Raw genomic sequence first — 13,921 nt, forward strand, 5'->3', positions numbered from 1 at the left:
CTCGTACGCATGCAGAGCCTGGCGATGATCGAGAACTGGCCCGTCCCCACCGCCGCGGCGGCCATCGTACGAGCGGACGGCACGGTCGCCGGTACGCACGGCCCGACCGCGCACCGCTTCCCGCTCGCCTCCGTCACCAAACCGCTCGCGGCCTACGCGGCGCTGGTGGCGTACGAGGAGGGTGCCGTGGAGCTGGACGAACCGGCGGGCCCCGAGGGCTCGACCGTGCGCGACCTCCTCGCCCACACCAGCGGCCTCGCGTTCGACGAGCACCGGGTGATGGCCCCGCCCGGCAACCGGCGCCTCTACTCCAACGCGGGCTTCGAGGTGCTGGGCGACCACATCGCGAAGGCCACCGAGATCCCGTTCCCGGAGTACGTGCGACAGGCGGTCCTGGAACCTCTCGGGATGACCGCGACCGCCCTGGACGGCTCCCCCGCCAAGGACGGCGTCTCCACGGTCGCCGACCTCGCGCGCTTCGCCGCCGAGGTGCAGGCCCCCCGCCTCCTCGACCCGCGCACGGTGCTGGCCGCGCAGACCGTGGTCCACCCGGGCCTCAAGGGCGTCCTCCCCGGCTACGGCCACCAGAACCCCAACGACTGGGGCCTCGGCTTCGAGATCCGCGCCGCCAAGTCCCCGCACTGGACGGGCGCCTCCTCCTCCCCCGCGACCTTCGGCCACTTCGGGCAGTCGGGCACCTTCCTCTGGGTCGACCCGGCGGCGGGCGCGGCCTGCGTCGCGCTCACCGACCGGGCCTTCGGCCCGTGGGCGGTCGAGGTGTGGCCCGCGTTCACCGACGCGGTCCTGGCGGAGCTGGCGGGCTGACCGGGGCTCCGGGGCCAGCCCCGTCCGTCAGCGGTCGTTCACCGTCGCCACCCGGCCCGCGTACCGCTGGGTCCAGCCGGTGCCGGTGTCGGCGGTGAGCACCACGTCGTAGTAGCCGTGCTCGGTGGGCCAGTCCACGACCGCGGAGTGACCACCGGGGACGGTGACCTTCCGGGTGCCGCCCGCGTAGTCGTTGGCCTCCAGGGTGTAGCGGACCGGGTGGCGGCCGTCGTTGTGCAGCGCCAGGCGGACCACCGGGCGCCACCCCCGGACCAGCCGCGGCTCGACGCGCGGCAGGCCGATGTGGTGGGTGTGCGCGTCCTCGGGGAGCAGCTGCCCGGCGAAGGAGCGCAGGAACCCGTCGGGGCCGTACACCGAGAACGCGTACCGGCCGTCGGTGGCGGTCGTGTCCCAGGTGTACGAGCGCGGGGCCGCCGCGCTCACCGTGTGCGGGATGTTCTCGAACGGGAGGTACCGGTCGGGGAAGACCTGGAGGCTCACCGCCTTGCCCTCCGGACCGCCGGTAAGCGTCATGGCGGCGGTCACCGTGCCCGCGGCCCGGTCCTCGGTGAGCACGGCGTGCGGGTGGAAGGAGAGGCCGCGCGGCTCCATCCGGTCGCGGGGCGGCCTCGGCGGGGTGCCGGTGACCGGGTCCGCGATGACGACGGGGCCGGGGCGCGGGTGCGCGAAGTCGATCGCGCTCGTCAGGTCGCCGGCGATGGAGCGGCGCCACGGGGTGATGTTCGGGCAGGTGAACGGCTTGCCCAGGTGCGCGGCCCAGGTCTCCAGGAACTTCACGGTCGAGGTGTGGTCGAAGACCTCCGAGGCGACGTAGCCGCCGCGCGTCCACGGGGAGACCAGCACCATCGGGACGCGCGGCCCGAAACCGTACGGGGTGGTGCCGGAGAACTCGCCGGGGGTGCCGGCCTCCGGCCGGGGCGGCAGGACGTGGTCGAACTTCCCGTCGTTCTCGTCGTACGTGATGATCACCAGGGTGTGGTTCCAGATGTCCTCGTTGCTCTGGAGGGTCTTCAGCACCTTGTTCATGTACCGCTCGCCGTGCACCGTGTCGAAGCCCGGGTGCTCGCTCCAGGCGGCCGGCATGACCACCCAGGACACCTCGGGCAGGGGGTGTTCGGCGCCCGGTTCGCAGGCGGCGATCAGGTCGCGCAGGACGGCGTCCAGATTGGCCTCGGAGTCGTCGTTCGGCGTGGTGGCGCCCGCGTAGACGAAGGAGTTGGCCTTCCAGATCCGGCCGGTGCCCGGTTCGAGCTCGGCCGGGTCGGCGGTGCGGGGGTCGAAGGCGGCGAAGCTGTTGGTGACGTTGCAGCCGTACTCGCCGACGTATCCGCTCTGGAGGCTGCCGCCGACGCCGTTGCCGCTGTTGTCGGAGTAGACCCGCCAGTTGATGCCCGCCTGCTGGAGCTGTTCGGGGACGGTGGTCCAGCGGCGGGTGTAGTTGTTCTGGCCCGCGTTGGTCGTCTCGCCGCCCGCCGCGCCGCTCATCAGGTAGTAACGGTTGGGGATGGTGGGCCCGTGCAGCGAGCAGAAGTTCATGTCGCAGACGGTGTACTGCGAGGCGAGCGAGTACATCCACGGCATGTAGTCGGGCGTGTAGTACCACATGCAGTGGTCGCCCTTGTCCTGTACCCAGGTGTTCCAGCGCCCGCCGTTGGCGCCGTAGAAGTTGTGCTTGTCGCTCCAGGTGGCGGTCGAGACGGCGGGCGTCACGATGGCGCCGGTGGCGTCGCGCTGCTGGAAGACGTCGGTGCCGTCCTGGAACGTCAGGACCTGCTTGTCACCGTGGCCGCGCACCCCCTTCAACTGGCCGAGGTAGTGGTCGAAGGAACGGTTCTCCTGCATAAGGATCACCACGTGCTTCAGGTCGGAGATATCGCCCTTGAAGCCTCTGGGCAAGCGGTATTCGGCCGCCTCGGCCCGGGCGCCGCCGACCGCGTCGGCCACCGGCCCCGCGGCGAGTGCGCCGAGCGAGACGGCGGCCGTCTGCAGCATCCGGCGGCGGCTGATGCGCATCTCATTGGTGAGCTCGCCGGTGTCGTCGGCGTCGGTGTCCGGGCAGGGGATCTCGCTGATCTGAAGGGTCATCGGGGCACCTCTGGGGGAGAGTGGTTCACAAGGGGGAGGGACGTCTGCGCGCCTGCGAAAACTAGGCCGCCGGTGCGAACGGCGGGCGAACCGCGGAGGTATTCCTGAGGCACCGGCAGATTTACATGGCCCTGGCACCCAGTCGAGATCCCGCACGGTGATAGCCGAAAGTCGTGCCCCATTGGCCGGTCGGCCGGTCTTGCCGGGACGCTGGCCGCCGGTCCGGGACCGCCGCTACGCTCCCCGGCCATGACCGACCACATAGTCCGCGCCACCGCGTCCGACGTCCCCGCGCTCGCGGGCGTCCTGGCCAGCGCGTACGCCGAGGACCCGGTCTGGTCCTGGCTGATGCCCCGGGACCGGGACCGGCGGCTGCGGCTGCTGTTCACCGCGCACCTGGAACAGCAGGTCCCGGCGGGCCGGGTGTGGACGGACCGGGACCGCACGGTGGCGGCCGTCTGGGCGGAGCCCGGCGCGTGGAAGCTCCCGACGGCCTACCTGCTGCGCAACGCGGGCACGCTGCTGCGGGCGGCCCGCACACAACTCCCGCGTACCGCAGGGCGGTTGCTGTCCCTGGAGCACCGGCACCCGGCCCGCCCCGCGCACTGGTACGTGGAGTACATCGGCACCCACGCCGACGCACGCGGGACGGGACGCGGCTCGGTGGTCCTCGGCGGCCTGCTGGAACGGGCGGACGCGGACGGGCGCCCGGTCTTCCTGGAGTCGAGCAACAGCCGCAACCTCACCTTCTACCGCCGCCACGGCTTCGAGGTCCGCGAGGAGATGACGTTCCGGTCGGGGCCGCCGATGTGGTCGATGTGGCGCCGGTAGTCCACCCGGACAAAAGAATATTCGTCACCCATCGTGTTTACGCGGCCGATTTCCGGTTACGAAATGTAGTGACAGACCATCAGTACCGGACGAAAGGCAGGAACATGAACGTCGTCATCGTGCTGATCCTCGTCGCGGTCCTCGCCCCGCTCGCCTTCGTGGCCCTGGCCCCGAAGGTCCCCGCGCGGCGCAACGCGTTCCCCGGCCGGAGTACCCACCGGAACCGCCGGCGCCCGGCGCCGATGCGGCTGAGCGAGATCCCGCAGCAGCAGATCCACCGGCACCACGCCCGCTGACGCACGGCCGGGGCGCCCGGTCAGTGACCCAGCTCCCAGACCAGCGCCTCGGCCGCCTCCGCCGCGACCAGTTCGAGACCCGTCTCCCCCGTGATACGGGCCGCGTCGCCCGCCCCCAGCTCCTCGGCGCCGATGCGTATCGTGCCGCGCACCACGTGGACGTACGCCCGGGGGGCGTCGGGGACCGCCGCACGCTCGCCCTCCGCGAGACGGCGCACATGCAGCATCGCGCCCGCCTCGGGGAGGGCGTACGGCGTGGAGTCGGCGATGCCCGGGACGGTCGTGTACGCGGGTTCGCCGCCGGGCTCCAGGGGCGCGAGCCACATCTGAAGGAACGTCAACGGGCTTTCCTCGTCGTTGCGTTCGACGTGGCGGACGCCGGAGGCGGCACTGAGGTGCTGTACGTCACCGGCCCGGACCACCGTGGCGTGACCGGCCGAGTCGCGGTGCGTCAGCTCGCCCTCGACGACCCAGGTGACGATCTCCGTGTGGCTGTGCGGGTGCTCCTCGAAGCCCGCGCCGGGCGCGAGGCGCTCCTCGTTGCAGGCCAGGACCGGCCCGAAGCGGAGGTTGTCGGGGTCGTAGAAGGTGCCGAAGGAGAACGCGTGCCGGGACGCGATGCCGGCCTTCGCGTCCCCGCCCTCGAACCGGTCGCCCGCGCGGTGTACGGAAATCACCCGTCCACGGTAGCCCGCCGGCCCGCGCGGAGCCCTCGCCGGACACCGAACCGGCTTGCCGACGGCCCCGGCCCTCCGCCCGTCCGTCCCGATAAGGCAGTCTTGTGTCCGTGCCCCGACCCGATCCTGAGCAGCCCGCTGCGAACGACGCCCACCTCCATGCCGCGACCCTGAAGCGGCTAGAGCAGTCCTCCGGCCGGCTGGCCGCGAACGCGATCGCCCGCATGGACGAGTCGCTGCCGTGGTACCGGGCGATGCCCCCGGAGAACCGGTCCTGGATCGGCCTGGTCGCCCAGGCCGGTATCGCCGCGTTCACCGAGTGGTTCCGGCATCCGGAGACCCCGCAGGCGATCTCGACCGACGTCTTCGGGACCGCCCCGCGCGAGCTGACCCGGGCGATCACGCTGCGGCAGACCGTCGAGATGGTGCGGACCACGATCGAGGTCATGGAGGCCGCGATCGACGAGGTCGCCGCGCCCGGCGACGAGTCGGTGCTCCGGGAGGCGCTGCTCGTCTACGCCCGCGAGATCGCGTTCGCGACCGCCCAGGTGTACGCGCAGGCGGCCGAGGCCCGGGGTGCCTGGGACGCCCGCCTCGAATCGCTCGTGGTGAACGCGGTGCTGTCCGGCGAGGCCGACGAGGGCGCCGTCTCCCGGGCCGCCGCCCTCGGCTGGAACTCCCCCGAGCACGTCTGCGTGCTGCTCGGCACCGCCCCGGACGGGGACAGCGAGCTGACCGTGGAGGCGATCCGGCGCGCCGCCCGGCACGCCAAGCTCCAGGTCCTCACGGGGGTGCTCGGCAACCGCCTGGTCGTCATCGCGGGCGGCAGCGACAACCCGCTCCAGGTCGCGAAGGCCCTGATCGGGCCGTACGCGGCGGGCCCCGTGGTGGCCGGCCCCGTGGTGGCGGACCTGCTGGCCGCGACCCGGTCCGCGCAGGCAGCCGCCGCCGGACTGAAGGCGTGCGGGGCCTGGCAGGACGCGCCGAGGCCGGTGCTCGCGGACGATCTGCTGCCGGAGCGCGCGATGGCGGGCGACCCTGCCGCGCGCGAGCAATTGGTGGAGGAGATCTACAGACCGCTGGAAGAGGCGGGCTCCGCACTCCTGGAGACGCTGAGTGTGTATCTGGAACAGGCGAGCAGCCTGGAGGGCGCGGCCAGGATGCTCTTCGTGCATCCCAACACCGTGCGCTACCGGCTTCGACGTGTGACAGACGTCACCGGCTGGTCACCTTCCGATGTGCGCTCGGCGTTCACTCTGCGAATCGCCCTGATCCTGGGGCGTCTGGCCGACCGGGATACGCAGTCCTAGACTTTTGTCGGACATCAACAATTCCCCCTACGGTTCTTCGTCCCTGTCCCCACGGGTGTTCCGGACCGTTCACAAGAGAGAGTGTGAGGGTGCTCGTACTCGTCGCTCCCGGCCAAGGCGCTCAGACGCCCGGCTTCCTGACTCCCTGGCTCGACCTCCCCGGTGCCACCGACCGCATCGCGGCCTGGTCCGACGCCATCGGGCTCGACCTCCTGCGCTACGGCACCGAGGCGGACGCGGAGGAGATCCGCGACACGGCGGTGGCCCAGCCGCTGCTGGTCGCCGCCGGCCTGCTGTCGGCCGCCGCGCTCGACGCCTCGCCGGACGCCGTCGCCGGCCACAGCGTCGGTGAGATCACCGCCGCCTCGTTCGCCGGTGTCATCGGCGAGGAGGCCGCGCTCCGCTTCGTCCGTACGCGCGGGCTCGCCATGGCCGAGGCCGCGGCGGTCACCGAGACCGGGATGGCGGCGCTGCTCGGCGGCGACCCCGAGGTCACGGTGGTCCACCTGGAGAAGCTCGGGCTGACCCCGGCGAACGTCAACGGCGGCGGCCAGATCGTCGCCGCGGGCACTGCCGCGCAGATCGCCGCGCTGACCGAGGACAAGCCGGAGGGTGTGCGCCGCGTGGTGCCCCTGAAGGTGGCCGGCGCCTTCCACACGCACCACATGGCGCCCGCCGTCGAGCGGCTGCGAGCGGCGGCCGGGGACCTGGACGTCTCCGACCCCTCGGTGACGTACGTCTCGAACGCCGACGGCAAGACCGTCGCCACCGGCCACGAGGTCATCACCCGGCTCGTCGGCCAGGTCGCCAACCCGGTCCGCTGGGACCTGTGCATGGAGACCTTCAAGGCGATGGGCGTCACCGCCCTGATCGAGGTCTGCCCCGGCGGAACGCTCACCGGCCTGGCCAAGCGGGCGCTGCCCGGCGTCCCGACCCTCGCGCTCAAGACCCCCGACGACCTCGACGCGGCCCGCGCGCTCATCGCTGAGCACGCGGGCGCCTAAGGAGCCCGAGAGCATGTCGAAGATCAAGCCCAGCCAGGGCGCTCCGTACGCGCGGATCATGGGGGTCGGCGGCTACCGTCCGACCCGGGTGGTGCCCAACGAGGTCATCCTGGAGACGATCGACTCGTCCGACGAATGGATCCGCTCCCGCTCCGGCATCGCGACCCGCCACTGGGCCTCCGAGGAGGAGACCGTGGCCGCGATGTCCGTCGAGGCGTCCGGCAAGGCCATCGCGGATGCCGGGATCGCCCCGGAGCAGATCGGCGCGGTCATCGTCTCCACCGTCTCGCACTTCAAGCAGACCCCGGCCATCGCGACCGAGATCGCCCACAAGGTCGGCGCCGGCAAGCCCGCGGCCTTCGACATCTCGGCCGGCTGCGCGGGCTTCGGCTACGGGCTGACCCTGGCCAAGGGCATGATCGTCGAGGGCTCCGCGGAGTACGTGCTCGTCATCGGTGTCGAGCGGCTGAGCGACCTCACCGACCTGACGGACCGGGCCACGGCCTTCCTGTTCGGCGACGGCGCCGGAGCGGTCATCGTCGGCCCCTCCAAGGTGCCCGCCATAGGCCCGACCGTCTGGGGCTCCGAGGGCGACAAGTCCGAGACGATCAAGCAGACCGTGGCGTGGAACGACTTCCAGCTCGGCGACGTCACGAAGCTGCCCCTCAACGACCGCGGCGAGGTCAAGTTCCCCGCCATCACCCAGGAGGGCCAGGCGGTGTTCCGCTGGGCCGTCTTCGAGATGGCGAAGGTCGCCCAGCAGGCGCTGGACGCGGCCGGGATCTCCGCGGAAGACCTGGACGTCTTCATCCCGCACCAGGCCAACATGCGGATCATCGACTCGATGGTGAAGACGCTGAAGCTGCCGGAGAGCGTCACGGTCGCCCGTGACGTGGAGACCACCGGCAACACCTCCGCCGCCTCGATCCCGCTCGCCATGGAGCGGCTCCTGGCGACCGGTCAGGCCAAGAGCGGGGACACCGCGCTCGTCATCGGCTTCGGGGCGGGTCTCGTCTACGCCGCGACGGTCGTTACTCTCCCCTAGGCACACCGGGCTTTTCGCCCGGACGTCCGAACCCAGCAGAAATACATCGAAGGAGCGCCGAAATGGCCGCCACGCAGGAAGAGATCGTCGAAGGTCTCGCCGAGATCGTCAACGAGATCGCCGGGATCCCGACCGAGGACGTCGAGCTCGACAAGTCGTTCACGGACGACCTGGACGTCGACTCGCTGTCCATGGTCGAGGTCGTCGTCGCCGCCGAGGAGCGCTTCGACGTGAAGATCCCCGACGAGGACGTCAAGAACCTCAAGACCGTCGGCGACGCCGCGGACTACATCCTCAAGCACCAGGCCTGATCCAGCCGGTTCGTGTGTCGCCACCCGGCGGTGGCGCCGCTGATTCACGACCCTCTACACGTGGAGAAGATTTTCCAGTGAACTCGACCAATCGCACCGTGGTCGTCACCGGTATCGGCGCAACCACTCCGCTGGGTGGCGATTCCGCATCGACCTGGGAAGGTCTGATGGCCGGGCGTTCCGGCGTCAAGCCTCTCGAGGGCGAACGTTTCGCCGAACTGCCTGTCCGGATCGCGGCCCTGGCGGCCGTCGATCCCGCTGAGGTCCTGCCCCGTCCGCTCGCCCGCCGGCTGGACCGCTCGGCGCAGTTCGCGCTGATCGCGGCCCGTGAGGCGTGGGCGGACGCGGGTTTCACCGGCAAGGCCGGTGAGGACGAAACGATCCAGCCCGAGCGGCTGGGTTCGGTGATCGCCTCCGGCATCGGCGGCGTGATCACCCTGCTCGACCAGTACGACGTGCTGAAGGAGAAGGGCGTACGCCGCGTCTCCCCGCACACCGTGCCCATGCTCATGCCCAACGGCCCGGCCGCGAACGTGGGTATCGAGGTGAACGCCCAGGCGGGCGTCCACACCCCGGTCTCCGCCTGCGCCTCGGGTGCCGAGGCCATCGGGTACGCCGTCGAGATGATCCGCACCGGCCGCGCCGACGTGGTCCTCGCCGGCGGCACCGAGGCGGCGATCCACCCGCTGCCGATCGCCGCGTTCGCCAACATGATGGCGATGTCCAAGAACAACGACGAGCCGGAGAAGGCTTCCCGCCCGTACGACGTGGGCCGCGACGGCTTCGTCCTCGGCGAGGGTGCCGGTGTCGTCGTCCTGGAGTCCGCGGAGCACGCGGCGAAGCGTGGCGCCCGGGTCTACTGCGAGGTGCTGGGCCAGGGCCTCTCGGCCGACGCCCACCACATCGCGCAGCCGGAGCCCACGGGTCGCGGTATCGCCGCGGCGATGCAGAACCTGCTGGACCAGACGGACCTGAAGCCGTCGGAGATCGCCCACCTGAACGCCCACGCGACGTCCACCCCGCAGGGTGACCTCGCGGAGGTCAAGGCGCTGCGTGCGGTGCTGGGCGACGATCTGGACCACGTCGCGATCTCCGCGACGAAGTCGATGACGGGGCACCTGCTCGGCGGTGCGGGCGGCATCGAGACCGTGGCGACGGTCCTGGCGCTGCACCACCGGATGGCTCCGCCGACGATCAACGTGGACAACCTGGACGAGGAGATCGAGGCGGACATCGTCCGGGACGCGCCGCGGGCGCTCCCGGAGGGGCCGATCGCGGCGATCAACAACTCGTTCGGCTTCGGCGGCCACAACGTGGTGCTGGCGTTCCGTAGCGTCTGACGCGCTTGCACGTCCGCGCAGCTTTGAAGCCCGTGCCCTCCGTGTGAGGGTGCGGGCTTCGTCGTTCCCCGCTCCTCAGTCGCCGCAGGGGCTTGATGTGCCCGGCTGGGCGGGGTCCGGGGCGGAGCCCCGGTTACACGACCTGGTGGAGCCAGCGGACCGGGGCTCCCTCGCCCGCGTGGCGGAAGGACTCCAGCTCGTCGTCCCAGGGCTTGCCCAGGAGCTTGGCGATCTCCGCCGCCAGGTCGGTCTCACCGCCCGCGGAGCGGGCCAGCGCGGCGCGGAGGCGGTCCTCGGGGACCAGGATGTCGCCGTGCATGCCGGTGACGGCGTGGAAGATGCCGAGCGCGGGCGTCGAACTGTAGCGCTCGCCCTCCGCGGTGGGCGACGGCTCCGCCGTCACCTCGAAGCGCAGCAGGTCCCAGCCGCGCAGCGCGGACGCCAGCTTGGACGCCGTGCCGGGCCGTGCCTGCCAGGAGAATTCGGAGCGCCAGGTGCCCGGCGCGGCCGGCTGTCTGATCCAGTCGAGCTGCACCCGCCCGCCGAGGACTCCCGCCACCGCCCACTCGACGTGTGGGCAGAGCGCGCGCGGTGCGGAGTGAACGTACAGAACTCCACGTGTCGTCACCGGGACCTCCAGTGTGGGACGAGGTTCGCCTTCCCCAGCGGCCTGTCATCAGTAAACAGCATCGGGAGTTATTCTCCGGAAAAGCGACAGTATGTGACGCGGTGTGATGTTCGGATGCCACCCGAGTGGAGCCGGGCGCCGTGAAAGCCACAGGTTCGACGGGGAAAAGCTACCGCGCCCCGGTGTCATGGGTGTGACGTACCGTCGGTCCCGGGGCCCTTCTTCGCTCAGTCTTCACCCGGCGGAGCGGCGGGGCACGAACAGGAGGAGACCAGGCAATGCCGGATCGGTCCGTACGGCACCGCTCGCGCACCGCGATGGCGGGGCTGGCCGCTCTCGCCTGCCTCGGCTCGGCGGCGCTCGCGGGCTGCGACTCGGGTTCGGACGGGACGACGAAGGGCTCAACGGCCGAACGCCGTCCGTCCCCGGCGGCGGGCCCGGTCTGGGACCCGCGCCCGAAGTCGATCGCGGCGGTCGGGGACTCCATCACACGCGGTTTCGACGCGTGCTCGGTGCTGGCCGACTGCCCGGAGGTCTCCTGGTCGACCGGCACCGACAGCTCCGTCCGCAGCCTGGCGGTGCGGCTCCTGGGCGCATCCGGCGCGGTGGACCACAGCTGGAACCACGCGGTGACGGGCGCCCGGATGGCGCAACTGCCGGAGCAGATGGCGCTGGCGGCGGACGAGGACCCGGATCTGGTGACCGTGATGATCGGCGCCAACGACGCCTGCCGGGACTCGGTGCGGTCGATGACCCCGGTGGCGGACTTCCGGAGGTCGTTCGAGACGTCGCTGCGCGAGCTGCGCGCCGGGGCGCCGAAGGCGCAGGTGTACGTGTCGAGCGTGCCGGACCTGAAGCGGCTGTGGTCCCAGGGGCGCGGCAATCCGCTGGGCAAGCAGATCTGGAAGCTGGGCATCTGCAAGTCGATGCTGTCCGACGCGGACGACATGGGCGCGGCGGCGGTGGCCCGGCGCACCGCCGTCCAGGAGCGGGTCGTGGCGTACAACGAGGTGCTGCGCGAGGTGTGCGCGAAGGACCGCCGCTGCCGGTACGACGGCGGGGCGGTGTTCGACTACCGGTTCACCGGCAAGCAGCTCAGCCAGTGGGACTGGTTCCACCCGGGCCGCAACGGCCAGGCGAGGCTCGCCGAGATCGCCTACCGCAACGTCACGGCGGTGCGGCCGCCCGCGTAGAGTCGCTGATCATGCAGACGGGTTCGGGCACGGTGATCGGTACGGAGCACTTCGGCACCCTCGCGGACGGCACCGCGGTGCGCCGCTGGACGCTGGAGCGTGACGGCACGCGGGTGCGCGTCCTGACGTACGGCGGCATCGTGCAGTCGGCCGAGGTGCCGGACCGGGACGGCGTACCGGCCGGGATCGCGCTCGGGCTGCCGGACCTGGCGTCGTACCAGGAGTACGCCGGGCCGCACTTCGGTGCGCTCGTCGGCCGGTACGCGAACCGGATCGGCGGGGCCTCCTTCGAGCTGGACGGCCGTACGCACCACCTCACGCGCAACGAGGGCCGCAACCACCTGCACGGCGGGGTCTGCGGCTTCGCCGAGCGGGTGTGGGACGCGCGGGCGGTCCCGGACGGGGTGGAGCTGTCGCTCGTCTCGGCGGACGGTGAGGAGGGTTTCCCGGGGCGCGTGGAGCTGACGGCGGCGTACACGCTGGACGAGGGCGGGGCCCTGCGCATCGCGTACCGGGCGGTGACGGACGCGCCGACCGTGCTGAACCTGACGAACCACACCTACTGGAACCTCGCGGGTGCCGACAGCGGCAGCGCGCTCGGTCAGCGGCTGCGCATCGCGGCGGAGGCGGTCACCCCGGTGGACGCGGAGTCGCTGCCGACCGGTGCGTTCCTGCCGGTGGAGGGCACGCGCTTCGACTTCCGCGAGCCCCGGCCGGTGTCCAAGGAGTACGACCACAATTTCGTGCTCGACGGCACGGGACCGGCGGCGGAGCTGTACGACGAGGGGTCCGGGCGCGTGCTGACGGTGACGACGACGGAGCCCGGGCTCCAGCTGTACACGGCGGACCACTTCGACGGGCGGCCGTTCGGCCCGTGCGCCGGGATCGCCCTGGAGACGCAGCACTTCCCGGACTCGCCGAACCGCCCGGAGTTCCCGAGCACGGTGCTGCGGCCGGGCGAGGAGTTCACGTCCACCACGGTGTACGGGTTCTCGGTGCGCTGAGCCCGCTCAGTCCTCGGCGGCCGTCTCGCCCTTGCCCGCGTCGTCCGCGTCCGCGTCGCCCACCAGGCCCCGCGCCAGCAGGGTGGCCCCCGCGACGGCCCCGGGCATGAGGAACACGGCGACGAACGGCACCATGAACGCCAGCCCGAGCGGTACGCCGAAGCCGAGGGTGCGCATGCGGTGGCCGCGCAGCAGGGCGAGGCGGTCCTTCAGCACCATGCCGCGCCGCTGGAGCGCGACGGCGGTCAGCTCCTCGGCCAGGAAGTATCCGGTGACGCAGAAGCCGAGGACGGGGACGACGGTCTGCCCGACGACGGGCACGAATCCGAGGGCGAAGAGCAGGATCGCGTACAGCCCGACCCGCACCATGATGCGCACGCTGTCGCGGGCGGAGATCCACAGCTCCCGCCAGAGCGGAAGCCCGGATTCGGGGACCGTGCCGCCCTCGGTGCGCTCGACCTCCTCGGACAGCGACTCGTAGAAGGGCTGCCCGACCAGCAGGGTCACGGCGGTGAAGGTGATCACGGCCAGGAAGAGGCCGAGGACGAAGACCAGTGCGGTCAGCGCGTTGCGGAACAGGCCGAGCCAGGGCGACGACCAGTCGTCGGCGAACGGCGTCGCCCACTCCACCAGGTCGTCGGCGCCGTAGCCGAGGCCGACGAGGGCCCCCGCGTACAGCACCAGGGTGATCAGGCCGGGCAGCAGTCCTATCCCGAACCACTTGCCGTGCCCGAGGACCCAGCGCTGGCCCCTGATCAGAAAACCGAGCCCCGCCCCGAGATCACGCATGGCGTCAGCCTAGCGGGGTCCGGGACGGGGCTCGGTTCAGTGGTGCCGGGCGGTCAGGCGACCGCGAGCTCCACCTTGATGTTGCCGCGCGTGGCGTTCGAGTACGGGCAGACCTGGTGGGCCTTCTCGATGAGCGCCTGCGCGGTCGCCCTGTCGACGTTCGGGATGGTCGCGGTGATGGCGACCTCCAGGCCGAAGCCGCCGGCCTCGGTCTTGCCGATGGAGACCGCCGCGGTCACCGTGGAGCCGGAGATGTCGGCCTTCTCCTGGCGGGCGACGACGCCCAGCGCGCCCTGGAAGCAGGCGCTGTAACCGGCGGCGAAGAGCTGCTCCGGGTTGGTGCCGGCGCCGCTGCCGCCCATCTCCTTCGGCGGGTTGACGACGACGTCGAGCTTGCCGTCGTCCGAGGCGACGCGGCCGTCACGGCCGTTCTCGGCGGTGGCGACGGCGGTGTACGCGACGGCAATGTTCTGAATGGTCATGCTGAGGATTCCTCCTGCTGATGCGCCGCGACTCGCGCCCACGATCGCGACGGCCTGGGTTGAGCCTAACGGGTGCGGGG

General features: G+C 71.6%; 15 protein-coding genes. 10 read left to right on the plus strand and 5 right to left on the minus strand.

Translation table 11 applies throughout. The annotated features are described in order from the left end of the window. Window positions 1-9: 9 nt before the first annotated feature. A complete protein-coding gene (locus ACFZAT_RS17220) occupies window positions 10-825 on the plus strand; it encodes a serine hydrolase (protein WP_391265078.1) in 816 nt (271 codons plus the stop codon). 27 nt (window positions 826-852) lie between these two features. Here ACFZAT_RS17220 and ACFZAT_RS17225 read toward each other — a convergent pair whose 3' ends face one another. Beyond that, window positions 853-2,931 (minus strand): alkaline phosphatase family protein, encoded by a 2,079-nt coding sequence (locus tag ACFZAT_RS17225; RefSeq protein ID WP_391265079.1) that lies wholly within the window; start codon window positions 2,929-2,931, stop codon window positions 853-855. Window positions 2,932-3,180: 249 nt separating this feature from the next. Here ACFZAT_RS17225 and ACFZAT_RS17230 point away from each other — a divergent pair, with 249 nt between their 5' ends. Beyond that, entirely contained in the window at window positions 3,181-3,762 is a 582-nt protein-coding gene (locus ACFZAT_RS17230) for a GNAT family N-acetyltransferase (protein ID WP_391265080.1), read from the plus strand. 104 nt (window positions 3,763-3,866) lie between these two features. Continuing rightward, a complete protein-coding gene (locus tag ACFZAT_RS17235) occupies window positions 3,867-4,058 on the plus strand; it encodes a hypothetical protein (protein WP_391265081.1) in 192 nt (63 codons plus the stop codon). A gap of 20 nt (window positions 4,059-4,078) precedes the next feature. Here ACFZAT_RS17235 and ACFZAT_RS17240 read toward each other — a convergent pair whose 3' ends face one another. Then, window positions 4,079-4,735 (minus strand): pirin family protein, encoded by a 657-nt coding sequence (locus ACFZAT_RS17240; protein WP_391265082.1) that lies wholly within the window; start codon window positions 4,733-4,735, stop codon window positions 4,079-4,081. A 110-nt stretch (window positions 4,736-4,845) separates the two neighbouring features. Here ACFZAT_RS17240 and ACFZAT_RS17245 point away from each other — a divergent pair, with 110 nt between their 5' ends. From ACFZAT_RS17245 to fabF, 5 genes are all read left to right on the plus strand, one after another. Next, on the plus strand, window positions 4,846-6,045 hold the full coding sequence (locus ACFZAT_RS17245; RefSeq protein WP_026171552.1) for a CdaR family transcriptional regulator: 1,200 nt from the start codon (window positions 4,846-4,848) through the stop codon (window positions 6,043-6,045). A gap of 89 nt (window positions 6,046-6,134) precedes the next feature. Next, window positions 6,135-7,049, plus strand: coding sequence for an acyltransferase domain-containing protein (locus tag ACFZAT_RS17250; protein ID WP_391265294.1), 915 nt, complete (start codon window positions 6,135-6,137; stop codon window positions 7,047-7,049). 13 nt (window positions 7,050-7,062) lie between these two features. Further along, window positions 7,063-8,094 carry a ketoacyl-ACP synthase III gene (locus ACFZAT_RS17255; protein WP_073965316.1) on the plus strand — a complete coding sequence of 344 codons (1,032 nt, stop codon included), beginning with the start codon at window positions 7,063-7,065 and terminating at the stop codon, window positions 8,092-8,094. A gap of 62 nt (window positions 8,095-8,156) precedes the next feature. Continuing rightward, window positions 8,157-8,405: an acyl carrier protein gene (locus ACFZAT_RS17260; RefSeq protein WP_391265083.1), complete on the plus strand. Its 249-nt coding sequence runs from the start codon at window positions 8,157-8,159 to the stop codon at window positions 8,403-8,405. A gap of 77 nt (window positions 8,406-8,482) precedes the next feature. After that, complete coding sequence (gene fabF, locus ACFZAT_RS17265; RefSeq protein WP_391265084.1) at window positions 8,483-9,745, plus strand: beta-ketoacyl-ACP synthase II; 1,263 nt, start codon at window positions 8,483-8,485, stop codon at window positions 9,743-9,745. Window positions 9,746-9,878: 133 nt separating this feature from the next. Here the strand turns inward: fabF and ACFZAT_RS17270 are convergent, their stop codons facing one another. Beyond that, window positions 9,879-10,373 (minus strand): DUF3145 domain-containing protein, encoded by a 495-nt coding sequence (locus ACFZAT_RS17270; RefSeq protein ID WP_073965313.1) that lies wholly within the window; start codon window positions 10,371-10,373, stop codon window positions 9,879-9,881. Window positions 10,374-10,651: 278 nt separating this feature from the next. Here ACFZAT_RS17270 and ACFZAT_RS17275 point away from each other — a divergent pair, with 278 nt between their 5' ends. Next, window positions 10,652-11,566 carry a GDSL-type esterase/lipase family protein gene (locus ACFZAT_RS17275; RefSeq protein WP_391265085.1) on the plus strand — a complete coding sequence of 305 codons (915 nt, stop codon included), beginning with the start codon at window positions 10,652-10,654 and terminating at the stop codon, window positions 11,564-11,566. A gap of 11 nt (window positions 11,567-11,577) precedes the next feature. Continuing rightward, window positions 11,578-12,570, plus strand: coding sequence for a galactose-1-epimerase (locus ACFZAT_RS17280; protein ID WP_391265086.1), 993 nt, complete (start codon window positions 11,578-11,580; stop codon window positions 12,568-12,570). 6 nt (window positions 12,571-12,576) lie between these two features. Here the strand turns inward: ACFZAT_RS17280 and ACFZAT_RS17285 are convergent, their stop codons facing one another. Beyond that, window positions 12,577-13,359 carry an EI24 domain-containing protein gene (locus ACFZAT_RS17285; RefSeq protein ID WP_391265087.1) on the minus strand — a complete coding sequence of 261 codons (783 nt, stop codon included), beginning with the start codon at window positions 13,357-13,359 and terminating at the stop codon, window positions 12,577-12,579. Window positions 13,360-13,412: 53 nt separating this feature from the next. Beyond that, complete coding sequence (locus ACFZAT_RS17290; protein ID WP_073965309.1) at window positions 13,413-13,841, minus strand: organic hydroperoxide resistance protein; 429 nt, start codon at window positions 13,839-13,841, stop codon at window positions 13,413-13,415. Window positions 13,842-13,921: the final 80 nt, after the last annotated feature.

This window comes from Streptomyces sp. NPDC008163 (genome assembly GCF_042956885.1).
In the GTDB taxonomy this organism is placed as follows: domain Bacteria; phylum Actinomycetota; class Actinomycetes; order Streptomycetales; family Streptomycetaceae; genus Streptomyces; species Streptomyces drozdowiczii_A.